This window comes from Paraburkholderia xenovorans, from assembly GCF_046030735.1.
GTDB lineage: Bacteria > Pseudomonadota > Gammaproteobacteria > Burkholderiales > Burkholderiaceae > Paraburkholderia > Paraburkholderia xenovorans_A.
The window spans coordinates 60,199-81,296 of sequence record NZ_JAQQBV010000034.1 but is presented as its reverse complement, the minus strand read 5'-3'; the positions used below and the strand labels follow the sequence as shown (position 1 = coordinate 81,296).

Below are 21,098 nucleotides of genomic sequence, written 5' to 3'. Positions count from 1 at the left end.
GTTCGGCAAGCGTAGCGAGGCGAAAGATGCACAAGACCGGCACGCTAACATTGAAGTCTCGTATCTGTTGCAGCGCCTCGAGAACTACCCGGGACTCGTGATCCTTTCCACCAACAACCGCAGTCATCTGGACGATGCGTTCAGCCGGCGGTTCACGTTCATCACCCGATTCACTTTTCCGGATGTCGCATTGCGCGAAACGATGTGGCGCACGATCTGGCCGAAGGGCATCCCATTGTCCGACGATCTCGATTTCGGTGCCCTCGCGCGTCGCACCGACATCACCGGAGCAAGTATCCGGAATATTGCGTTGCTGGCGAGCTGGTTGGCTTCAGAGAACCCCGATGGCAGGGTGACGCTTGCGCATATCGAAGTTGCACTTAAACGCGAACTGGCGAAGGTCGGCCGGTTGATTATGTGATTCATCTATGCGGAGAAAGTCACCATGAGCACTCCAATAACATCTGATACGAATATCATCAATGTGAATAATTCGTTGAACACGATCCTGCTGTCCTATGTTACCAAGGGCGTTATTATTACTTTTGATCTCCCTGATCTCGACAACTTACCCAGTGAACCGACGTTGAGCGTATTCCTGTACGAAATTCATGAGGATCTGCGGTTGAGAACGGGTCAGTCGCGAACGAGTTCAGTACCTGACAAGACGACAAATGCCGTCACTATTTCCCCCGGCTGGGTCAATGTGAATTGCAACTACCTGATCACCTATTGGGACTCTACTCAGGGGGGCGGCGGCGGAGATAGTCCTGCGAGTGCGCCGGACAATCAGGCGATTAAAGTCATGAATCAGGTGGTCAATGCACTGGTGAACAATCGTACGTTGCCGGGACTGACCGGCTCCTACACGCGAATGATCGCGCCGAAAGACGAGCTGAACAGCCTTGGCAATTTCTGGCAATCGCTCGGCAACAAGCCGCGCTTGTCGTTGTATGCGTCGGTGACCGTTCCGATCACGTTAAGTGCTGCTGTGCCTGTCACTGCGGTCGGCGTCCTCACTACCGAGGCCGATCTGGAGCAAGGCGTTACCCAGAAGATAAAGGCATCGTGATCGATGCATGGCCATACTTGATTGACGAGTCAACAGGCCAGCTCGATTATCCGAGTGCGAAAAACGAGCTTAATAGCCAACGCCCTGACCATCGCGCGCGACGATCTTCCCGTGCGCGACCACCAGCCTGCGAGGCGGCCGCGCCACCAGCGCATGCGCGACGGTATCCGCGTCAACCAGCACGAGATCGGCACGTGCGCCGGGGCGCAAGCCGTAATCGTCGAATCCACACGCGCGTGCGGCATAGGTGCTCACGCAGTCGAATGCAAGCGCTAAATCGTCGTCGCGGCGTAGACCAAAGCGCATCGCGATCAGCATCGCGCGTTCGAGCATGTCCGGCGAGCCATAGGGCGTCCATGTATCGCGCACGCCGTCGTTGCCGCCGAAAATCGACACGCCGCGTTCGATACAGATTTTGAGCGGAGGCACAGGCGTCGCAGGCGGCGCGGTGGTCAGCAGCGCGACGCGCAGATCGGCGAGCCGTGCCAGCAGCGCGTCCCGTTCGCGTTCGGGTAGCGCGCCGAGGCAGAACGCGTGACTCACTACCACTTGTCCCTGCATGCCGAGCGCGGCGACGCGATCGAGCAGAAGCCCCAGTGTGAACGCGCCGACCTCGCCGGGTTCGTGCAAGTGAATGTCGATCGGTTTGTGATGACGTTGCGCGATCTCGAAGGTCCGGTCGAGCGACGCCACCGGGTCGCCGTCGATCAACGCGGGATCGAGCGCGCCGAGCACGTCGGCGCCCGCGCTCAATGCGGCGTCCAGCAGCATGTCGGTGCCCGGCCGGCCGAGCAGCCCCGATTGCGGAAACGCGACGATCTGCATATCGAGCACATCGCGCAACGTCTCGCGCGTGGCGAGCACGCCTTCGAGATGACGCAGACCCGCGTCGGTGTCGACGTCGACATGAGTGCGCAACCGCGTGGTGCCCAGTTGCAGAAATGCGCGGGCCAGCGCGAGCGACTGCTTGCCCGCGTCGTGGCCGCTTGCCGCGCGCCAATGCCGCTCGTTTTCGATGCGATCGGTGAGCTTCGGGCCGACCTCGTTGCGATACCAGTCGAGGCCCCAGTGGGTCTTGTCGAGGTGCGTGTGGCCTTCGACGAAACCCGGCAGCAGCAGCGCACCCATGCCGTGCTCGATCGCGACGCCGGGCGTGCGCGGCAGGTCCGCGCCGATTGCCGCGATGCGGCCGCCAGAAATCGACACATCGACGCGCGTGCCGTCGGGCAGACGGACGTTGGCGATGAGTAAAGAATCGGAAAGGCGTTCAGCGAGTGCCGATGTACCAGTCGAAGTCATAAGCAGGTGGGGCGCGCGGCGCGCAGGCAAATTTGCACGGCAGGCGATTTCCAATTGTCTGTTGAATTGCGTTAGGGCCGTGCACCAAGGCTCGCACGGCTTGCGCGCCGATTGTACTTGCTGCAATGCTGGTTTATCGGTTCGCTGGAAACGCGAATAGGTCCCTATGCGCTGAACGGAAATTCCTGCTAAAGCGCATTGTGCCCACTCAAGTTCCGGGCATTTTTGCCGTTGATACCAGCCAATGCCACTCGGGAAGCCCAGCCGTGCACCTTGCTTATAGTAACGACCGCCTGTCCAGTCGCGTGATGGCCGATTCGCCCACGGGCGAACCCGAAGTGGAGTCGTCGGTGATCGAGTGGTTGCTGCACGATGATCAGGTGATGCGCGAATGCTTCACGCACGCCGCGGAAATCCTGAAGAGCGTGACCGGCGCGACGATCACCGCGATCACGCTGCTCGATGCCGAGCACCAGCACTATCGCGCGGAAGTCGGCATGGCGATGCCGCTGATCACGCGTGCGCATTCGCTCGCGGATTACGCGGTGCGCGACGGCGAGCTGTTCGTGATCGAGGATACCCGCGACGACACCCGCTTCGGCGAATGCCTGCTCGTGCAGCGCTACCCGTTCGTGCGCTTTTATGCGGCGATAGCGCTGCGTGCGCCGAACGGCGAGATCGTCGGTGCGCTGTGCGCGATGGATCCGTCGCCGGGACGCCTCGACGCCGGGCAGCGCGCGGTGTTCTATCACTTGCGCGCGATGATCGAGAACGATCTGAAAATGCGCACGGCCACCGCGATCGACCCACTCACGCAGTTGTACAACCGCCGTTTCCTGCTTGAGAGCATCACGCTCAAATGGAAAGAAGCGGACGACGGCGATTTGATGGGTTCGGTCGTCGTCGATGTGGACTGGTTCAAGCAGTACAACGACACCTACGGCCATCAGGCCGGCGATCACTGCCTGCGCAAGGTCGCCTCGGTGATGCAGGCGGCGGCGGACGGCGAACGCATCATCGTCGGGCGCATGGGCGGCGAAGAATTCGGCTTGCTGGTGTTGCACGCCGAGCCCTCGGTGCTCGAACGCACGCTGGAGACGATGCGGCAGGGCGTCGAAGATCTCGCGATCGAGCATAGCGCTTCACCGCTCGGCGTGGTGACGGTGAGCGTGGGCGCTGCGCTCACGCGGATCGGCGAAGCGTCGCGGACTGCGCATCGCGACGGTTTCGCGAGTGCCGACCGGGCGCTGTATCGCTCGAAGCACAGCGGCAGGAACCGGGTGACGCTGGCGTAGTGCGCTTTCATACGGAATCCCGATCAATCTCCCGCAGCTCGCCTGGGTCGAGCGGCGGCCGCCACTAGCGCGCTAACGCCCCGCGCGTCTCAACTCACGATCAGCTTCAATCCCGCCGGCAGCGATTCGCCGAACACGCGGCCTTCGTCGGCGTTATCGAGCGCGACCGTTTCGCTCACCATCGTGATCCACGCCCGCGGCGCATTGGCGGCTTCGAGCCGGCGCACTACCGTGTGACGCAGATCCTCGGTGAGGTCGCGCGAGCGGTCGCCGGTCATGCGCGCGATTTGCACGGCGGCGAACGCGGCAGGGTCGACCTTCTTCCAGTCGAGCGAGAGGATTTCGTTCAGCCATTGCTCGGCGACTTCGGGCGGCACGACGGTATGCGCGCTGCCGTAGAACGGTTGCCGCGCGCCGATCCGGCCCACCGCCCACCAGCTTTGGTGATTTTCCGCGGGCTTGCGTAGCCGCGCCAGCACCGATTCGCCGAGCTCGATCTTGCGTTCGACCGGAATCCGTTCGAGCGACGCGCTCAACCGCACCATATCGGTGATGCCGGTTTTCGACACGTCGAACGGCAGCCTGTGGCGCGATTGCGCGGCGGTTTGCAGATACGTCATCGCGTCGAGCACGCGCAATTGCGCGTTTTCGTCGAGGCCACCGGCGGCGCGGCGCCACAGTGTCCACCATTCGGACCAGACCTGGCTTTCCTGAACATATTGAATGCCGTCGTCGAACAGCGACCAGAGTTGCTCGACCCGCCATTCGTCGAGTGGATATCCGAAGCCCGGCCGCACGCAATAGCCTGCGAGATTGAGCCACAGTCGTTCATGGTCGGCCGTACGACGGCGACGTCGCGCGCGTTCCCACAGCGCGCCGAACAGCTCGCGCAACAGTGCGCTATTCCATGTTTCTCGCGGACCGAGCAGGTGTTCGAGCTGCGCGCGCAGGCGTTTGACTTCCTTCGGATCGATTTTCTGCGCACGCGAGCCGAAACTGCGCTCGATGTGTTCGATCGCTTCATCGAGTGCGGGGTGGCGTTTTTCAGCGGGAGCACCGGGAAGATCGACAGGTGCGTCTTCGCGACGCAACTGGAATTCGAGCAGCCAGCGCTCGCCTGGATCGTCTCGCTCGATGCAATGGACTTCGAGCGTGCCGACTTCGGTCAGCGACGTGGCGATGCGCACCGCGGTTTCGCGCGTCTGGCTCGAACCGCGCGGCTGCACGATCGTCGCGACCGGCGGCAGCCTGACGAAATCGTTACCCGTGAGATCGGCGAGTTCGCCGGCCTGATAGACCGTGTCCGCACTCGACGACACCAGATGGAAGCGCACCGGATGCCCGAGCCGCAACGCGAACGTCCGGTCTTCGATCAGGATTTCGTGAGCTTCTTCGGTGCCGCGCGGCAGCAGGCAGATGCCGCGTTGGGCCGACGCATCGGCGCCGGCTTCGTCGAGTACGAGAAAGTAGCTGCGCGGCGAACCGCCGCCGATCTTCGGCGCGCTGCCCGAGCGGGCCAGCGCATAGGCGACGGCGCCGCGCGCCACGGCGACGTCGGGGTTGTCGTTGCGCAGTACGTTGAGCGGCTCGCCACGCCAGTTGCCGAGCGTGTCGGCGAGACGCCGCGTGAGGGCTTCAGCGCGGAACACGCCGCCGTTCAGCAGCAGCGTGTCCGGCACGGGCAGCGTTGAAGCGTCGCTGTCTTCGGGCGTCATGGCGAGCGCGTTGCGCGACTGCGCCGCGAAGCGGCTCAGAAAAGCCGCGATATGACGGGTGACGGCAGCGTCGCTCGCATAGGGCAGCCCGAACTCGACAATCGCGCCACGCGGGCGGCCGGGCCGCGCGTCCGCATTCACGGCCGGAAAGAAACCGTCGACAATCACCCGTTCGACTTCTTCGCGCGTGACCTGTGCGGTCCGCGCGCCGCCGATCAGCTTCGAGCCCGCGCCGAGCAGCGTGATCGATGCGGAGTCGGGTGCTTGCGGTCCGAGCAGTTGTTCCTTCGCGCCGCGGCACCGCTCGACCAGTTGCGACAGACTCGCTGCCGACAAGCGCGCGCGCTCGCCGCCGCTGCCGCCGGACAGCCGCGCCTCGGCCAGATGCGCGAGCGCGAGGTCCATGTTGTCGCCGCCGAGCATCAGATGATTGCCCACGCCGATGCGCGTAAGCACTGGCTCGCCGGCGTCGCGCAGATTCACTTCGATCAGCGTGAGGTCGGTGGTGCCGCCGCCCACGTCGCAGATCAGCACGAGCCGCGTGTGCGCGAGTTCGTCGGCGAGATGGTCGCGATGATGAAACAGCCAGTCGTAGAACGCGGCTTGCGGCTCTTCCAGCAAACGGAGCGAGGGCAGTCCCGCGAGGCGGGCGGCTTCGACGGTCAACGCGCGTGCGCCGTCGTCGAACGAGGCGGGCACGGTGAGCACCACGTGCTGGTCTTCCAGCGGGGCATCTGGAAAGCGCTGATTCCAGGCCGCACGCACATGGCCCAGATAGCTCGCGCTGGCTTCGACGGGCGAGACCTTGCGGACTTCGTCCGCGGCGCCCCACGGCAGGATCGGCGCGGTCCGGTCCACCGACGCGTGCGAGAGCCAGCTCTTCGCGCTCGCGACCAGCCGCCCCGGCACCTGGCCGCCGAGCGTGCGGGCGAGCCGGCCGATCACGACGGGCGGCGTTTGCGCGTTGTCAGGGACGTCGAGCCCAGGCACGTCGAGCCGGGGATCCCACGGCAACTGCACATCGCCCGCACTCAGTTCGCCCGCCGCCGCGTGATACCGCACCGACGGCAGCAGCGGCCGCGCGGCCACCTCGCCGGGACTGACCAGCTGCTCGATCTCGAAGACGCGAATCTCCGCCGACCCCGCCTCGGCATAGGCGAGCACCGTATTACTGGTGCCGAGATCGATCCCGACGCTGAAGCGCTTCATCGCGGTCATGCATTGACGCTGCCGCGCACGTCGAACTCGACTTTCCAGCGTTCGTCGGTACCGCGCGGCACGGCTTCGAGTTCGAGCGTGCCGGTTTCGGTCACGCGCGCATGCAGTTTCACCGGCACGACTTCACCGGCGCTGCGGCCGGAAGCGGGCAGCGTTGCCTCGATTTCTTCGAGTTCCTGCAATTCATCAGGACCCCAGAAGTCCAGCAACGTGCCGACCTGATCCTGCCGACGCACCGACGACCCGAAGAAGCGAAAGTGCACCGGCTCGCCGACCACGAGACCGAATTCCTGCGCGGGCAACGCGGCATCGGTGCCTTCTTCCATCCCGAACGGCGCGACGCACAGCGCCTGGATCGGCGGCTCCAGACCCGGCACGGCGGGCATCGCCGATTCGATCGCGATGTAGTACGCACGCGCGGTGCCGCCGCGAATCCGCACGCCTTTGCCGCGCCGCACGTAGCCGTAATAGGCCGCGCCGCGCGCGACCGCCAGATCGAGGTCCGCGCCTTCGAGCAGACGCGCGGGCGCCGCGCCTTCGGCCGCGAGCCAGGTATTGAGCGTGCCCATGATGCGCTCGACCAGCAACGGCGACTTGAACACGCCGCCGTTGAACAGCACGGCGGTCGGATGCAGGAAGCTCGCGTTTTCATCGACCTGGCCGCGCAGGCTTTCGAGCTCGGCGAGCGCGCCGACCTGACGGCCGAGGAAGGCTGCCAGATGCCGCGTGATGCCCGCGTCCTGCGCATACGGCAGACCGAGTTGCGTGAGGCCGGCACGCGCGCGGCTCACCGGCCGCGCGGCGCTGTCGACATGCGGGAAGAAGCCTTCGAGGATTGTCTGCGTGAGTTCGGCGCGCGTGAGTTCGGTGCGGATCGAGCCGCCGATCAGCTTCGAGCCGCGGCTCGGCACGACGAGCGGCACGGTATCCGTCGACGGATCGGTGAGCAGCGTTTCCTTCGCCGAGCGGCACGCGTAGGTGAGGGCGCGCAATTGCCATGCATCGGCCTGCGTGCCTTGCGCTGCGAGCTTGCGCGCGACCCCGTGCGCGAGCGCGAGGTCCATGTTGTCGCCGCCGAGCAGAATGTGCTCGCCGACCGCGACGCGGTGCAGTTCCAGATTGCCGTCGCGCTCGATCACCGCGATCAGCGAGAGATCGGTGGTGCCGCCGCCGACGTCCACCACGAGGAGGATATCGCCGACCTTGACCTGCTTGCGCCATTGCCCGCCGCTCTTCTGGATCCAGCTATAGAGCGCGGCTTGCGGCTCTTCGAGCAGCGTCATGCGCGTGTAACCGGCGGCTTGCGCGGCCTCGGCGGTCAACTCGCGGGCGGCCGGATCGAACGACGCGGGAATCGTCACCGTGATGTCCTGCTGGTCGAACGGTGCGTCCGGATGCGCGTGGTTCCACGCTTCGCGCAAGTGCGTCAGATAGCGCACCGAGCTTTCGAGCGGCGACACGCGCGCGACTTCGGGCGGCGCGTCGTTCGGCAGGATCGCCGCGCGACGGTCGACGCCCGGATGGCACAACCAGCTTTTTGCGCTCGACACGAGCCGGATCGGCGTGGCCGCGCCGCGGCTGCGGGCGAATTCGCCGACCGCGAATTCGCGCTGGCCGGTCCACGGCAGGTACAGGTCGCCCGACGCGAGTTCGTCCGGATGCGGCAGGTACAGAAACGATGGCAGCAGATCGAGGTTGTCGATTGCGCCGGGGCCGGTGAGTTGTGCGATCGGCAATACGTGTTGCGCGATTTTTTCGGCGTCGCCTGTTGTGGGGTCCACCGCCGTGTCTACATAAGACAGCGCGCAATGGGTCGTGCCGAGATCGATCCCGATCGAATAGCGGGATGCGTTTGCGTTCGCTGCGTCGCTCATAGCTCGACCTCGGCCGGTGCGACGATCTTCGCGTTGTGGCTCTGCGTGAGCTTCGGCAGACGCACTTCATCCACGCGCCAGCCGCGGTGGCTGATGGTGCCGGTAAACGGCGCTTGGCCGACCACGTTGCCGGTCAGGCGCACGGCGGTGGCGTCGAAGCCTTCGGACAGCGTGACGCGACTGCCTTCGGCCTCGTCACGCACCGGGCGGATCGTGAAATGCTCGCGCAGCGTCGCGCGGCAGCCTTCGTGCACGAGACGCGCGGCGGCGCCGATGTCGGCGTCGCTATAGCTTTTGATGTCTTCTTCGACGAAATCGATCAGGCGCGCGTCGCGTTGCAGCAGGCCGAGCAGTTGCAGCGCGGCTTCGGGGCCGGCTTCTTTCAGTGTGGGCGCAACGGGAGCGGGCGCGGGAGCCGACGCGGGTGTCGGTGTCGGCGCCGCTGCGGGCGCTACAGCGCCGTTACGCAGACGCACGACCCCGGCGGCGAACTCACCATCGCCGAGAATGCTGAAAAACGTGCTGACGGCAATGGAAATCCTGCCGAGAAAAGAAGGGTTCGAATCGGTCATCAATGCTCCTGAGGGGCTCTGTTAAAGGACGAGCTGTCCTGGCGGTGGCGCACGCGACGGGCCTGAAAGTTACGCTGGGCCGTTGTCGTGCGTCCTGGCGAAGGTCGGTGGCAGCACTCGCCGCCGAGGTCTGATCCATCCGGATCCGCTTGCACGGCGCGTTTCGGCCGTGCAAAACCCGTATTTTGCCTTGTGTTGTTCAAATGTTGGTCGCGCGTTGATCATGAAGCGCGCCCGAAGCAGACAAAGCCGGCCATTCTAGCGGGCAATGGGTGCAGATTGGCGGATCGGGCCGCACCGGGCAGCGTTGCGCGTCCAGACTCGCGGTATCCGGTTCACACGGCGGCCGGCCCGAATTCCGCGACCACCTGATCGATGAACGCGCGCAGTTTCGGCGTCACGCGGCTTGCGGGAAACACCAGATGCATCGGCCGCGCAGGCGTTTCATAACCGGTCAGTACGCGCACCAGCCGGCCGGTGGCCAGCTCGTCGCGCACCGCGACCTCGGGTGCGAGCATCACGCCGCCGCCGCTGAGCGCCGCGGCGAGCAGCGCCTTCACGTCGTTGGCCTGAAAGCGGCCCGCGACCGGCACCGTGTAGTGGCCGCGCGCGTCGCTGAACTGCCACTCGGTCGCGACCGGCAAGCTCGTGTACACGAAGCTCAGGCACTCGTGCCCGATCAGATCCTGCGGCGTGTGCGGCTCGCCACGCTCGGCGAGATAAGCGGGCGCGGCGCACGCGACGAGCCGGTACGGCATCAATTGCCGGGCAATCAGCGTGGAATCCGCGAGCGATCCCAGCCGGATCGCGGCTTCACACCCCTCGTCGATCAGATCGACGAAGCGGTCGGTCACCGCAAGCTCGACCCGCACTTCCGGATTGGCCTTCAGGTAACGCGTGATCATCGGCGCGAGACAACAGGTGCCGAATGTGACCGGCGCGGTAATCCGCAAGCGGCCGCGGGGTGCGGCGGAGAGATCGTGCGCGACCGCTTCGGTGGCTTCGGCGTCGGCGAGCAGCGCCTTGCAGCGCTCGTAGAAGATCTGGCCGATTTCCGTGAGGCTCTGGCGGCGCGTGGTGCGATTGAGGAGCCGTGCGCCGACCCGCTCTTCCAGCGTGCTGACGTGCTTGCCCGCCATCTGCGACGACATGCCGAACGCGAGCGCTGCGGCCGCGAAGGAGCCGCTGTCGACGGTTTTGACGAACACGGCCATGCTGGTCAGACGATCCATCATTCCCCACTCATGGTTTCGACACCCGTCGAATTATGCACATTTATCCGGTTCGGGTTTTGAATCATAGTGTTCCCAAGCGCGCCCGACCGGGCGCCGCCTCTGACAATACGGAGTGTGAGCAATGAAAATCGGAATTCTCGGTGCGGGCTTCATCGGTAGCGCGATGGCCGCGCTGGCGGTGCGCGCGGGTCATCAGGCGATGATCAGCAATTCGCGCGATCCACGCACGCTGGCGGACACGGCCGCGGAACTGGGCTGCGAAGCCGGCAGCGCGGAAGAGGCCGCGCGATTCGGCGACGTGGTCGTGATCGCGGTGCCGTTCAACCGGAGGAATGGGCTGCCGGCCACAGCGCTGGCCGGCAAGATCGTGATCGACACGTGCAACTACTACCCCGATCGTGACGGGCAGATCGAAGCGCTCGACAAACGCGAGACCACCACGAGCCAGTTGCTCGCCGCGGCTTTGCCGCAAGCGCGGGTGGTGAAGGCATTCAACGCGATTCTCGCGAAGGACCTCGATCCGCGCAGCAGTGCCGACGGCGCAGCGTCGGAGCGCGGTGAAATCAGCCGCAGCGGTCAACCTGCCGGCACGGCGAACCGTCGCGCGCTACCGCTCGCGAGCGACTACGCGGACGCCCGCCAGATCGTGAGCGCGCTCGTCGATGAATTCGGTTTCGATCCGGTGGATGCCGGTGCGCTCGCGGAGAGCTGGCGATTCGAGCGCGCGAAGCCGGTGTATTGCATTCCGTTTAATCGCGCGGGACTCATCGGGGGCCTGGCGGCCGCAACCCGCGATGCCGAACAGCCGCACGGTTCGTGGCGACGGTGAGATGAGCACAGTCGCGCGCCGCGTGTCATGCGACGCTTGACGCCATCGCGTCCTGGTTCGTTTGCACCGGCGAAGCCGGCTGTGCTTCGACAGCCGCCGCCCATTTGGCCGCCACCGTCGACAACTCGGCGCGCGCGCGTTCGAGCGCTGCCATTCGCGCGGCCGGCTCGGAAAACTGCAATGGCTGTGCATCGACGAAACCCGGCTCGGCCACGCCGATAAAGCCGAAAGCCGCGCGCAATGCAGGGGTCAACGCATCCATCGACGAATACGGCTCGACGCGCAGATCGGCACCGCGACTCGTGATGAACAGCACTTTCTGCCGTGTCAGCACGCCGTGAATCCGGCCATCGGGCCCATTCACGTACGTGAGGCCGGCGCGCGTGATGTTGTCGACATAGGCCTTGAACGCGGACGGCATCGACCAGTTGTACATCGGCATCGCGAACACGCACGCGTCGGCTTCGAGCAGACGCCGGCACAACGCATCCGACGGTGCCAGCGCGGCTTTCATCTCGGGCGTGCGCTCCGCCGCCGGCGTGTAGGTCGCGATCGCGAACGCTTCGTTCACGTGGGCCGGCGTATCGACTGTGACGTCGAGATAATCGACTTCGACGTTCACGTGTTCATCGCGCAGGCGCTCCAGGAAAAAGCGGGCGAGCGCGCGTGAGTTGGATCGCTCGCGTTTGGCGCTCGCGTCGACGTGCAGGATTCTCATGACTGGCTTCCTCGGCAAACCGGTTCAATCTGGAAATTAGTAGCGGCGCTGGGTGTGGCGCGCTCAGGCCGGCATTTTGCGAAAGCCGATCGAAAAGCGGTTCCACGCGTTGATCGCGGCGATCAGCAGCGACAGGTCGACCAGTTCTTCGTCGCTGAAATGCGGGCGTACTGCTTGCCACACGGCATCGGGCACGTGCTCGTGCGAGACCAGCGTCAGCGCTTCAGTCCATTCGAGCGCCGCGCGTTCGCGGTCGGTGAAGAAGGGCGTTTCGCGCCACACCACGACCGTGGCCAGACGGCGTTCGGTTTCGCCGCCTTTGCGGGCGTCGGTGACGTGCATGTCGACGCAGAACGCGCAGCCGTTGATCTGCGAAGCCCGCAGACGGACCAGTTCCGCGAGCGATTTTTCGAGCCCGGATTTGCCGATGCGTTCTTCGACGGCGAGCATCGCCTTGATCGCGGCGGGATTGGCTTTGTAGAAGTCGAGACGTTGTTCCATGATGCACTCCGTGGTCTGAATGGACGCCTGCGTGTCAGGCGGTGAGTGCAGATTAAACGCTCGACTGGCTTGATTAAATGACCGATTTTTCCTATTTTCAGGTAACCACTTTAGGGTGCCTTTTAAGGTGCCTTTTAAGGCGCCTTAAACCGCTTGAGCGGCCGAAGACCGCTGCGCCGCGAGCACCATCCCGCACAGGCAACCAGCAGCGTCCCCGTGACGAAGAACGCCGAATGCAGCCCGAGCGCCACGCCGATCACCTGTCCGCGCGCGTGCGCAGTTTCGTTGACTTCCCGATGGAGCGGCTGGGCCGGTAGCTCGCGCGGCGTTTCGGACGCGCCAGCAGCGCTGCGCCGAATCCGTTAGTCTTGCCGCTGGCTCGCGCACGTCGCGGTCTACCTCTCAACCACCAGGAGCTTTCATTCATGGCACAGGCTTTGTACGACATTCCTTTGAAGACAATCGACGGCAACGAAACGAGCCTCGGCAGTTATCGAGGAAAGGTATTGCTGGTGGTCAACGTGGCATCCCAATGCGGACTGACGCCGCAATACACCGGGCTCGAAAGCCTGTATCAGGACAAGCGCGCGAAGGGCCTCGAAGTACTCGGGTTTCCCGCCAACAATTTCAAAGGCCAGGAGCCGGGCAGCGACAGCGAGATCGCTTCATTCTGCTCGACGAATTACGACGTGCATTTCCCGCTGTTCTCGAAGATTTCGGTGCTTGGCGACGATCGCCATCCGTTATACGCGAGCCTCGTCAACGCGCAACCTGCCGCAACCGGCGAAGGCCCGTTCCGCGAAAGACTGAAAGGCTATGGCGTGAATCCGGAGAATCAGACGGACGTGCTGTGGAATTTCGAAAAATTCCTGATCGGCCGCAATGGTGAAGTGGTCGGCCGATTCTCGCCGGATGTCGCCGCGGACGATCCGCGCCTCGTCGCCGCGATCGACGCCGAGCTTGCGAAGGCGGCCTGAAGCTAACCCGGCAAGCGGCTCATCGGGCCGTCGGCCGCGCGGACTCGAGCCCGCTCATGTTCGTGCGACGCTCGCCGAGCGCAGCGACGGCAACCATCCCAACTCCCGTTTGGCCTTCGCGCTGCTCACGTCGGCTTCGTCTTCGGCAATGTTGTAGATGCCGCCGTGCGAGCGCTGCAATGCCAGCAACGCCGCCGCCGCGGCCGCTTCGACATGCAGCGGGCTCGCGCCGTTGGGTGCGTCGGCGCCGGTGCCCGGACCGTAAATCTGCCCATAACGCAGCACGGTGCCGATCACGCCGTCCGCTTCGAGCACCCATTTCTCCAACGCCACCACACCTTGCACGCTGATGCTGCGCGGCGTGGGGGCATCGACGTCGAGCGGACTGGTTTCGTCGTAAGGCCGCGTACCCGCGCGATAAGCCCACGCAATGCTTTGCGCGACCAGTCGACGGCTGCCGGCGGCGCGAGCGGCCCCAACGAGATTGCGCGTGCCTTCATTGCGGATGCGCGCATTGTTGACGACCGCCTGCGCCATTTGCGAAGGATCGAGTCCGCGCGGCAGGTCGGTTAGCTGATGAATCACGCTTTGCGGCTTGATGCGCATCAGTGCGCCTGTCAAAGCCGCCGAATCGAATACGTCGACGACCACCGGCACGATGCCGGCCTCTTCCAGTTGCCCCGCGCGCTGTGCTTTCCGGGTGCTGCCGTACACGGTGAAACCCGCGTCGATCAGCAGCGGCGCAAGCGTGCTGCCCACTGCACCGGTCGCGCCTGCGAGAAAGACTGTGTCTGCCATGACTTTTCCTTTATCCGTAAGCCGCAAGAACCTGACTCGCAGATTAGCTATCATATTGGCGAGACAAAAGAGCCAATATTGAAGAATTGATTGAGCCATTTTGAGGTGAACGTTGAGACGCGCCAAAGACATCGAGATCGCGCTTGCGCCGCGGCCGGACGGGGTTTCGCTGCAACAGTGGCTGTACGACGAAATCCGCGACGCGATCCTCACCGGCCGCTTCGCGCCCGGCAGCCGCTTGCCCGCGACGCGCGATCTCGCCACGCGCTTCACGATCTCGCGTGGCACGGTACTGGGCGTTTTCGCGCAACTGACCGCAGAAGGCTATGTGTCGGGGGCCGTGGGGCGGGGCAGCTTCGTCGCCGCGGAATTGCCCGAGCGGCGTCTCGTGGCCCGCAAACGTCGTCCGCAGGCGCCGCAGCCCGCCGCGCTTAGTGCCGTCGCGCATCTGGGTTTATCGGCGCGCGGTGAACTGCTGTCGCGCACGCCGTTTCAGGTTGAGGGGCGTGCGGTGCCCGCGCCGGCGTTCCGGCCGAGCCAGCCCGATCTCGCCGCGTTTCCTTTTGCGTTGTGGGCGAGGCTCGCCGCGCGCCGCTCGCGTCGCGCGCCACGTTTTAGCGGCGATCTGCTGACCGACGGCGAAGCGCAAGGCTACGCGCCGTTGCGCGATGCGATCGCCGAACACGTGCGCACGGCGCGCGGCATCGCGTGTTCTGGCGGCAATGTCGTGATGCTCGCCAGCGTCCAGCAGGCGCTCGATTTGAGCGCGCGCCTGCTGCTCGATCCCGGCGATCGTGCGTGGATGGAAGACCCCGGCTATCCCGGCGCGCGATTCGTGCTCGAAGCGGCCGGCGCGCAGATCGTCGGCGTGCCGGTGGACAGCGACGGCATGGACGTGACCTGGGCGCGCCGTCATGCACCCGACGCGCGCCTCGCCTACGTGACGGCCGGCAGGCAGGCACCGCTCGGCGCACCGCTCGCGCTCGAACGCCGCCTCGCGCTGCTTGCGTGGGCGCGTGAAAAAGGCGCGCTGATCCTCGAGGACGACTACGACAGCGAATACCGCTTCGAGGGCCGGCCGCTCGCCGCACTGAAGAGCCTCGACGACAGCGGCCACGTGATCTATTGCGGTACGTTCAGCAAGCTGTTGTTCCCGGCATTGCGCACGGCCTATGCGGTCGTGCCGGACCGGCTGGTGGACCCGTTCGTCGCCGCGCTTTCGCTGACTTCGCGCCATCTCGCGCTCGACCAGCAATCGATCCTGCATGCATTCATCGCCGAAGGGCATTTCGGCCGCCATATCCGGCGCATGCGTTTGCTATACGGCGAGCGCGCGCAAGCGCTCAAATATTCGCTCGACAAACATCTCGGCGGCCTGCTGGAGTTGCCCGCGATCACTACGGGACTCGATACCCCGGCGTTTCTGCCGCTCAAAACGGACGATACGCTGGCCGCGCGGCAGGCGGCAGCGGCAGGTGTCGAAACACGCCCGCTGTCTTACTACGGGTTCGAGCGTCCGGTGCCTCCTGGGTTGGTGCTGGGCTTTGCCGCTGTCGATGTCGACGCAATCGGGCAAGGCGCCGTGCGTCTTGCGCGTGCGTTGGAACGCATCGCGTCATCGCGTTGAACGCGTGTTGAGCAGGTTGTCTTCGCTGACAATCTGCGCAACCCAGTCGACGAAGCTGCGCGTCGCCGCACTCGCATTGCGGCCATTCGGATAGACGATCGAAATCGGTATCGGTGCGGATCGCGCTTCGGCGAGCACTTCACGCAGCCGTCCTGTTTTCAGATACGGCGACGCGACGAATTCGGACAACTGGATCAGCCCCAAACCTTCCAGCGCGCATTGCAGATAGGCTTCGGTTTCATTGACGGCAAAGCGGCTTTGCATCGGCCGGACGAGGTTTTCGCCGTCCACACGAAAGCGCCAGTCGAGCGGCCGGCCCGTCCCGTTCGACAGATAGTTGACCGCGCGGTGTGCTTCCAGCTCGCCGACGGTTTGGGGCTCGCCATGTTCCTTCAGATATAGCGGCGATGCGCACGTGATCCAGTTCAACTGGCCGACGCGCCGCGCAACCAGTGTCGAGTCCGCGAGTTCTCCCGTCCGGATCACGCAGTCGATGCCGTCGAATACGAGGTCGGCGGGGCGGTCGCTGAGACCCAGCACCAGTTCGATGCCTGGAAAGCGCTGCTCGAACTCGCGCAGCCTCGGGATCAGCAGCGCGCGGCCGATCACGCCGGGCATGTCGGCTCGCACGCGTCCGCGCAGCACAGTCGCTTCGGTGGAGACCGCGCTTTCCGCCTGCTCGATTTCAGCGAGGATCGCGCGGCACGACGCGTAATAGCGTTCGCCCGCATCGGTCACGCTGAGCGTGCGGGTGCTGCGCCGTAGCAGCACCGCGCCGAGATGACGTTCGAGGTTCTTGATCGTCGTCGTGACCGATGAGCGCGGCATCGACAGCGTCTCGGCCGCCTTGCTGAAGCTTTGCGCGTCGACCACACGCACGAAGATCGTCATCGCTTGCAGCTTGTCCATGAGAAGGGTACCTGTGCGACAGGGCGTTCATCTTACCCGCACTGGGATTTGCATTGCGGCATCGCCACGATCGTTGAAGCCGCACCTGAAACCGCGGCTGAAACCGCACGATTCGAAATCCGCGTGTTGTCATTTCCGTTACTGCGAACAATGCCACGGCGTCGCGCACCTACACTCCGGATCGTCCGGCTGACTTCGATCCGAAGCCCTCGCGAAGCATCGAGCCGGCGATGGCGGCTCGCGCAAGCGGACGCTACCGACCACTGTATTCAGGTTTCGAAAGGCTCAAACTCATGTCTCAAGATCAATCCATTCTCGTTCTCGGCGCAGGCGAACTCGGCATGGCCGTCCTGCGCAGTCTCGCGCGCCGCGCCGCGGAACAACCCACTGTGTCGCTAGCGGTACTGGTGCGTGCATCGACTATCGCGTCGAGCGATCCGGTCAAACAGAAAGACATCGCGGGGTTGCGCTCGCTCGGCATCGAACTGGTGCCAGGCGATCTGGCCGAACAATCGGTCGACGCGCTCGCCGAAGTGTTCCGTCGTTTCGACACGGTTATCTCCTGCACCGGCTTCGTCGGTGGCCGCGGGGTGCAGGTGAAGATCGCGCAGGCAGTGCTCGCGGCCGAGGTCGGCCGTTATGTCCCGTGGCAGTTCGGGGTCGACTATGACGCGATCGGTCGTGGCAGCCCGCAGGATCTGTTCGACGAGCAACTCGACGTGCGCGATCTGCTGCGCTCGCAAGACCGCACGGAATGGGTGATCGTGTCGACCGGCATGTTCACCAGCTTTCTGTTCGAGCCGTCGTTCGGCGTGGTGGACCTCGCGAACCGTACCGTCCGCGCGCTGGGAAGCTGGGACACCGCGGTGACCATCACGACCGCAGCGGACATCGGTTCGTTGACCGCGGAAATCGTGTTCGCCGAACCGCGCATTGCGCGAGAGGTGGTGTACGTGGCCGGCGACACCGTGACTTATCGGCAGGTGGCGGATGCGGTCGACTCGCTATTGAATCTGAACGTGCACCGCGAAGAATGGAGCGTGCCGCAACTGAAAAGCGAACTGGCCCGCGAGCCCGGCAATTCGCTCAGGAAATACCGGGCTGTGTTTGCGCAAGGCGTCGGTGTCGCGTGGGATAAGAACGAGACTTTCAATGCCCGACGCGGCATTCCGGTGAGCGGGATGGAAGCATGGATGCGGGAAAATCTTTAAGCGGAGAACTTTGCGGGGCTCGCTTTGCAGGGCCCGTATTGCGGCGAGGTGCGATCAGGTAGCGATTACATGCTGATATCCGGACCCCGCGATCGTTCCTGCTCGTCGCGGAACCAGTTTTCCGCTCGCGATCGCGTCGCCACCCACGATTCGGGCGGCTGCGCGTCGAGATCCCGATCGATATAACGGCGGGCCCAGTCGACGGCATCCCGGATCGCTTCGTCTTCATTGAGCCATTCGGGTTGGACCGTCATCGGACGAATGTCGACGACGGCATGCTCGCCATTTTTCAGGCTGACTTTCGCGACCCACGCGCCTCGCGGGTTGAGTTCGGTGCGCACGACTATTTCGAAACCGCCGTACAAAGCCGTGTTGTCGGGCATCGTTTTCTCCATTAGCGTTGCAGCGCGGGGCGCGACTCAATTCACTATAGACACGATACGCGGCGGCCGCGCCGATATATCGCGCGTGAAAGCGTGCACTCGTATGACGAATCAATACGCTCGCTCAATGAACAGGATATGGCGCTGACACCAGTCGCCAGCGATAGCGTCGATCACACTCACCGATGCCGGTCATCGAAAAATCCAATATCGCCTGATCCGCTCTCACCTCATAGAATTAACCGGGCATGCGTGTTCTCTGCGCCTTCACGAGGCCGGATGATTCAACCCACCGGAAAAGGTGACGCTACGATGCCCGCTTTCTGCGCAATCTGCGATGCCCGTCCTGCTGTCGCCCGTGTCGCGGTGGCGCAGAACGGCGAACGAACATCCCGGTCGATCTGCGACTACGGCTACCGCCAGTCGATGCGGCGGAGTCGTTGATCGATCATGAACCTCTTCGATGCGTTCCATCTCGCCAGGTTACAGTTCGCCTTCACCGTTTCATTTCACATTGTTTTCCCCGCAATCAGCATCGGCATGGCGAGTTTTCTCGCCGTGCTCGAATGGCGCTGGTTGCTCACCGGCGACAGGGTCTACAAGGACATGTTCCTGTTCTGGTCGAAGATCTTCGCGGTCGGCTTCGGAATGGGCGTGGTTTCCGGCGTGGTGATGGCCTATGAGTTCGGCACCAACTGGAGCGGCTTTTCGTCGGTTGCCGGCAACATCACGGGGCCGCTGCTCACTTATGAAGTTCTGACCGCGTTCTTTCTCGAAGCCGGCTTTCTCGGCGTGATGCTGTTCGGCTGGGAGCGTGTGAGTCCGCGCGGGCATTTCTTTGCAACATTGATGGTCGCGGCGGGCACGCTGATTTCGACTTTCTGGATTCTCGCGTCGAACAGCTTCATGCAGACGCCGCAAGGTTTCGCGATGGAGAGCGGCCGCCTCGTGCCGGTCGACTGGATGAAGGTGATTTTCAACCCGTCGTTTCCGTATCGTCTCGCGCATATGACCATCGCCGCGTTTATCGTCGCGGGCTTCATCGTCGCCGCGTGCGGCGCGTGGCATCTGTTGCAGGGGCGGCGCGACGCGCCCGTCACGCGCAGTTTTTCGATGGCGTTGTGGATTCTGCTGCTGCTCACGCCGGTCCAGATTTTTGTCGGCGATGCGCACGGCCTCAATACGCGCGAATATCAACCGGCCAAGATCGCGGCAATCGAAGGACTGTGGGAGACCGAGAAGGGCGGCACCGCGCTCAATCTGGTCGGCCTGCCCGACATGAACGCGGAAGTGACGCGCTACACGCTGCAAGTGCCGCATCTGGGCAGCCTGATCCTCACGCATAGCTGGGACGGCGAGATTCGCGGGCTGAAAGATTTTCCCGCGCGGGATCGGCCGTATTCGCCGATCGTGTTCTGGACGTTCCGGATCATGGCCGGTCTCGGCATGCTGATGCTGCTCGCCGCGTTGCTCGGCCTGCTGTTGAGAGTACGCGGCCGGTTGTACGACACACGCTGGTTTCAGCTTTTCGTGCTGGGCATGGGGCCGTCTGGAATCGTCGCGCTATTGGCCGGCTGGATCACCACCGAAGTCGGCCGTCAGCCGTGGACGGTCTACGGCGTGCTTCGCACCGAAGACTCGCTGTCGCCGATCAGCGCGCAGCAGGCCGGCGTTTCGTTGCTGATCTTCGTGCTGGTGTATTTCCTCGTGTTCGGCATGGGCGTGTACTACATGCTGAAGATGATGGCGCGCGGACCGGAAGCGAATGTCGACCGCCCGGAGTCCGTCAAACATCCGGTGCTGCGCAATCGTCCGCTCGACGCATTGGAGAAGGAGTAACACGATGCAAATCGACCTTCCGGTGGTATGGGCCGCGATCATCGGACTCGGCGTGTTCATTTACGTGATGCTGGACGGTTTCGATCTCGGGATCGGGCTGCTGTTTCCGTTCTTCGAGCAGAAAGCCGACCGGCAAGTGATGCTCAATACCATCGCGCCGGTCTGGGACGGCAACGAAACCTTTCTCGTGCTCGGCGGCGCGGGCCTTTACGGTGCGTTTCCGGTCGTCTATTCGACGCTGCTGCCGGCCAACTATCTGCCGCTGATCCTGATGGTGGTGGGGCTGATCTTTCGCGGCGCGGCTTTCGAGTTGCGCGCGAAAGCCACGCGCACCCAGCATGCGTGGGATCTCGCGTTCATGGCCGGTTCCGCGCTCGCGGGGTTCTGCCAGGGGATCGTATTGGGTTCGTTGCTGCAAGGGATCAAGATCGTCGACGGCCGCTTTGCCGGCGATCCGTTCGACTGGCTCTCGCCGTTCAGTTTGCTGTGCGGGATCGGTGTGCTCACCACGTATGCGACGCTCGGCTGCGGCTGGTTGATCCTGAAGACCGACGGCGAGTTGCAGCGCAAGATGCGCGAAGTGATGCGGCCGCTCGTCGGCGTGCTGCTGGGCGCGATGGCCGTGGTCAGTCTGTGGACCGTGATCGGATTGCCCGCCGTCGCGCACCGCTGGTTCGGCAGCGGCCTTCTCGGATGGTTTCTGCCGGTGCCGATTCTGGTGGTCGCATGCGTGTGGGGCATTTTTCGATCACTGCGTCTCACGCATGAAGCGATGCCGTTTCTGCTCACGCTCGCGTTGTGTTTTCTCGGCTATAGCGGGCTTCTGATCAGTATCTGGCCGAATATCGTGCCGCCTTCGCTGACGATCTGGGAGGCGTCGTCGAGTCATTCGAGCCAGTTGTTCGCGCTGGTCGGCACGGTGATCGTGCTGCCGGTGATTCTGGTTTATAACGCGATGCAATATCGCGTTTTCCGCGGCAAGGTGCGTGAAGGCGACGCGGGTTATCACTGAGCGGGCGGTGCAGC

18 protein-coding genes and 1 pseudogene are annotated in these 21,098 nt (G+C 64.1%); 9 read left to right on the top strand and 10 right to left on the bottom strand.

Going from position 1 to position 21,098, the window contains the following annotated elements:
• Both PQQ51_RS27260 and PQQ51_RS27255 read left to right on the top strand, forming a co-directional pair.
• A pseudogene (locus tag PQQ51_RS27260) lies at positions 1–421 on the top strand (ATP-binding protein); the annotation flags it as partial.
• Between the two features lie 24 nt (positions 422–445).
• On the top strand, positions 446–1,072 hold the full coding sequence (locus PQQ51_RS27255) for a Pvc16 family protein (protein WP_408500167.1): 627 nt from the start codon (positions 446–448) through the stop codon (positions 1,070–1,072).
• 69 nt (positions 1,073–1,141) lie between these two features.
• Here PQQ51_RS27255 and PQQ51_RS27250 read toward each other — a convergent pair whose 3' ends face one another.
• Positions 1,142–2,371 carry an amidohydrolase family protein gene (locus PQQ51_RS27250; RefSeq protein ID WP_408500165.1) on the bottom strand — a complete coding sequence of 410 codons (1,230 nt, stop codon included), beginning with the start codon at positions 2,369–2,371 and terminating at the stop codon, positions 1,142–1,144.
• Between the two features lie 266 nt (positions 2,372–2,637).
• On the opposite strand from PQQ51_RS27250, the gene PQQ51_RS27245 reads away from it, so the two are divergent.
• Positions 2,638–3,666 carry a GGDEF domain-containing protein gene (locus tag PQQ51_RS27245; RefSeq protein WP_408500163.1) on the top strand — a complete coding sequence of 343 codons (1,029 nt, stop codon included), beginning with the start codon at positions 2,638–2,640 and terminating at the stop codon, positions 3,664–3,666.
• Positions 3,667–3,755: 89 nt separating this feature from the next.
• On the opposite strand, the gene PQQ51_RS27240 is transcribed toward PQQ51_RS27245, so the two are convergent.
• From PQQ51_RS27240 to PQQ51_RS27225, 4 genes are all read right to left on the bottom strand, one after another.
• Complete coding sequence (locus PQQ51_RS27240; RefSeq protein ID WP_408500161.1) at positions 3,756–6,599, bottom strand: Hsp70 family protein; 2,844 nt, start codon at positions 6,597–6,599, stop codon at positions 3,756–3,758.
• Positions 6,596–8,473, bottom strand: a complete 1,878-nt coding sequence (locus PQQ51_RS27235) for an Hsp70 family protein (RefSeq protein ID WP_408500160.1) — start codon at positions 8,471–8,473, stop codon at positions 6,596–6,598. The genes PQQ51_RS27240 and PQQ51_RS27235 overlap by 4 nt, the downstream gene beginning before the upstream one ends.
• A complete protein-coding gene (locus PQQ51_RS27230; protein WP_408500159.1) occupies positions 8,470–9,045 on the bottom strand; it encodes a DUF2760 domain-containing protein in 576 nt (191 codons plus the stop codon). Before PQQ51_RS27230 ends, PQQ51_RS27235 begins: the two co-directional genes overlap by 4 nt.
• 335 nt (positions 9,046–9,380) lie before the next feature.
• Entirely contained in the window at positions 9,381–10,277 is an 897-nt protein-coding gene (locus PQQ51_RS27225; protein ID WP_408500179.1) for a LysR family transcriptional regulator, read from the bottom strand.
• Between the two features lie 124 nt (positions 10,278–10,401).
• Between PQQ51_RS27225 and PQQ51_RS27220 the strand changes: the two genes are divergently transcribed.
• Positions 10,402–11,109: an NADPH-dependent F420 reductase gene (locus tag PQQ51_RS27220; protein ID WP_408500157.1), complete on the top strand. Its 708-nt coding sequence runs from the start codon at positions 10,402–10,404 to the stop codon at positions 11,107–11,109.
• Positions 11,110–11,134: 25 nt separating this feature from the next.
• Here the strand turns inward: PQQ51_RS27220 and PQQ51_RS27215 are convergent, their stop codons facing one another.
• Together PQQ51_RS27215 and PQQ51_RS27210 are read right to left on the bottom strand one after the other, a co-directional pair.
• Positions 11,135–11,827 carry an FMN-dependent NADH-azoreductase gene (locus PQQ51_RS27215; RefSeq protein WP_408500156.1) on the bottom strand — a complete coding sequence of 231 codons (693 nt, stop codon included), beginning with the start codon at positions 11,825–11,827 and terminating at the stop codon, positions 11,135–11,137.
• A gap of 63 nt (positions 11,828–11,890) precedes the next feature.
• On the bottom strand, positions 11,891–12,328 hold the full coding sequence (locus PQQ51_RS27210) for a carboxymuconolactone decarboxylase family protein (RefSeq protein ID WP_408500155.1): 438 nt from the start codon (positions 12,326–12,328) through the stop codon (positions 11,891–11,893).
• 425 nt (positions 12,329–12,753) lie between these two features.
• On the opposite strand from PQQ51_RS27210, the gene PQQ51_RS27205 reads away from it, so the two are divergent.
• A complete protein-coding gene (locus PQQ51_RS27205; protein ID WP_408500154.1) occupies positions 12,754–13,305 on the top strand; it encodes a glutathione peroxidase in 552 nt (183 codons plus the stop codon).
• A 54-nt stretch (positions 13,306–13,359) separates the two neighbouring features.
• Here PQQ51_RS27205 and PQQ51_RS27200 read toward each other — a convergent pair whose 3' ends face one another.
• Positions 13,360–14,103: an NAD-dependent epimerase/dehydratase family protein gene (locus PQQ51_RS27200; RefSeq protein ID WP_408500153.1), complete on the bottom strand. Its 744-nt coding sequence runs from the start codon at positions 14,101–14,103 to the stop codon at positions 13,360–13,362.
• A gap of 112 nt (positions 14,104–14,215) precedes the next feature.
• On the opposite strand from PQQ51_RS27200, the gene pdxR reads away from it, so the two are divergent.
• The gene (gene pdxR, locus PQQ51_RS27195; RefSeq protein WP_408500151.1) at positions 14,216–15,730 is read left to right on the top strand and encodes a MocR-like pyridoxine biosynthesis transcription factor PdxR; all 1,515 of its coding nucleotides are present in this window, start codon (positions 14,216–14,218) and stop codon (positions 15,728–15,730) included.
• On the opposite strand, the gene PQQ51_RS27190 is transcribed toward pdxR, so the two are convergent.
• Positions 15,719–16,639, bottom strand: coding sequence for a LysR family transcriptional regulator (locus PQQ51_RS27190; protein ID WP_408500149.1), 921 nt, complete (start codon positions 16,637–16,639; stop codon positions 15,719–15,721). The genes pdxR and PQQ51_RS27190 overlap by 12 nt on opposite strands.
• Before the next feature lie 293 nt (positions 16,640–16,932).
• Here PQQ51_RS27190 and PQQ51_RS27185 point away from each other — a divergent pair, with 293 nt between their 5' ends.
• The gene (locus tag PQQ51_RS27185) at positions 16,933–17,850 is read left to right on the top strand and encodes an aromatic alcohol reductase (RefSeq protein WP_408500147.1); all 918 of its coding nucleotides are present in this window, start codon (positions 16,933–16,935) and stop codon (positions 17,848–17,850) included.
• Between the two features lie 65 nt (positions 17,851–17,915).
• On the opposite strand, the gene PQQ51_RS27180 is transcribed toward PQQ51_RS27185, so the two are convergent.
• Positions 17,916–18,233, bottom strand: coding sequence for a DUF6566 family protein (locus tag PQQ51_RS27180; RefSeq protein WP_408500145.1), 318 nt, complete (start codon positions 18,231–18,233; stop codon positions 17,916–17,918).
• A 450-nt stretch (positions 18,234–18,683) separates the two neighbouring features.
• Between PQQ51_RS27180 and PQQ51_RS27175 the strand changes: the two genes are divergently transcribed.
• Both PQQ51_RS27175 and cydB read left to right on the top strand, forming a co-directional pair.
• The gene (locus PQQ51_RS27175) at positions 18,684–20,072 is read left to right on the top strand and encodes a cytochrome ubiquinol oxidase subunit I (protein WP_408500143.1); all 1,389 of its coding nucleotides are present in this window, start codon (positions 18,684–18,686) and stop codon (positions 20,070–20,072) included.
• Between the two features lie 4 nt (positions 20,073–20,076).
• Positions 20,077–21,084, top strand: coding sequence for a cytochrome d ubiquinol oxidase subunit II (cydB, locus tag PQQ51_RS27170; protein ID WP_408500141.1), 1,008 nt, complete (start codon positions 20,077–20,079; stop codon positions 21,082–21,084).
• The last annotated feature ends 14 nt before the right edge of the window (positions 21,085–21,098 follow it).

What these genes read in the sequence shown, in the direction of transcription:
- PQQ51_RS27200 (WP_408500153.1), bottom strand. Translation starts at nt 14,103, where the DNA reads ATGGCAGACACAGTCTTTCTCGCAGGCGCGACCGGTGCAGTGGGCAGC.
- PQQ51_RS27210 (WP_408500155.1), bottom strand. Translation starts at nt 12,328, where the DNA reads ATGGAACAACGTCTCGACTTCTACAAAGCCAATCCCGCCGCGATCAAG.
- PQQ51_RS27185 (WP_408500147.1), top strand. Translation starts at nt 16,933, where the DNA reads ATGTCTCAAGATCAATCCATTCTCGTTCTCGGCGCAGGCGAACTCGGC.
- PQQ51_RS27205 (WP_408500154.1), top strand. Translation starts at nt 12,754, where the DNA reads ATGGCACAGGCTTTGTACGACATTCCTTTGAAGACAATCGACGGCAAC.
- PQQ51_RS27180 (WP_408500145.1), bottom strand. Translation starts at nt 18,233, where the DNA reads ATGCCCGACAACACGGCTTTGTACGGCGGTTTCGAAATAGTCGTGCGC.
- PQQ51_RS27255 (WP_408500167.1), top strand. Translation starts at nt 446, where the DNA reads ATGAGCACTCCAATAACATCTGATACGAATATCATCAATGTGAATAAT.
- PQQ51_RS27240 (WP_408500161.1), bottom strand. Translation starts at nt 6,599, where the DNA reads ATGACCGCGATGAAGCGCTTCAGCGTCGGGATCGATCTCGGCACCAGT.
- PQQ51_RS27230 (WP_408500159.1), bottom strand. Translation starts at nt 9,045, where the DNA reads ATGACCGATTCGAACCCTTCTTTTCTCGGCAGGATTTCCATTGCCGTC.
- PQQ51_RS27235 (WP_408500160.1), bottom strand. Translation starts at nt 8,473, where the DNA reads ATGAGCGACGCAGCGAACGCAAACGCATCCCGCTATTCGATCGGGATC.
- cydB (WP_408500141.1), top strand. Translation starts at nt 20,077, where the DNA reads ATGCAAATCGACCTTCCGGTGGTATGGGCCGCGATCATCGGACTCGGC.
- PQQ51_RS27225 (WP_408500179.1), bottom strand. Translation starts at nt 10,277, where the DNA reads ATGGATCGTCTGACCAGCATGGCCGTGTTCGTCAAAACCGTCGACAGC.
- PQQ51_RS27175 (WP_408500143.1), top strand. Translation starts at nt 18,684, where the DNA reads ATGAACCTCTTCGATGCGTTCCATCTCGCCAGGTTACAGTTCGCCTTC.
- PQQ51_RS27250 (WP_408500165.1), bottom strand. Translation starts at nt 2,371, where the DNA reads ATGACTTCGACTGGTACATCGGCACTCGCTGAACGCCTTTCCGATTCT.
- PQQ51_RS27215 (WP_408500156.1), bottom strand. Translation starts at nt 11,827, where the DNA reads ATGAGAATCCTGCACGTCGACGCGAGCGCCAAACGCGAGCGATCCAAC.
- PQQ51_RS27220 (WP_408500157.1), top strand. Translation starts at nt 10,402, where the DNA reads ATGAAAATCGGAATTCTCGGTGCGGGCTTCATCGGTAGCGCGATGGCC.
- PQQ51_RS27190 (WP_408500149.1), bottom strand. Translation starts at nt 16,639, where the DNA reads ATGGACAAGCTGCAAGCGATGACGATCTTCGTGCGTGTGGTCGACGCG.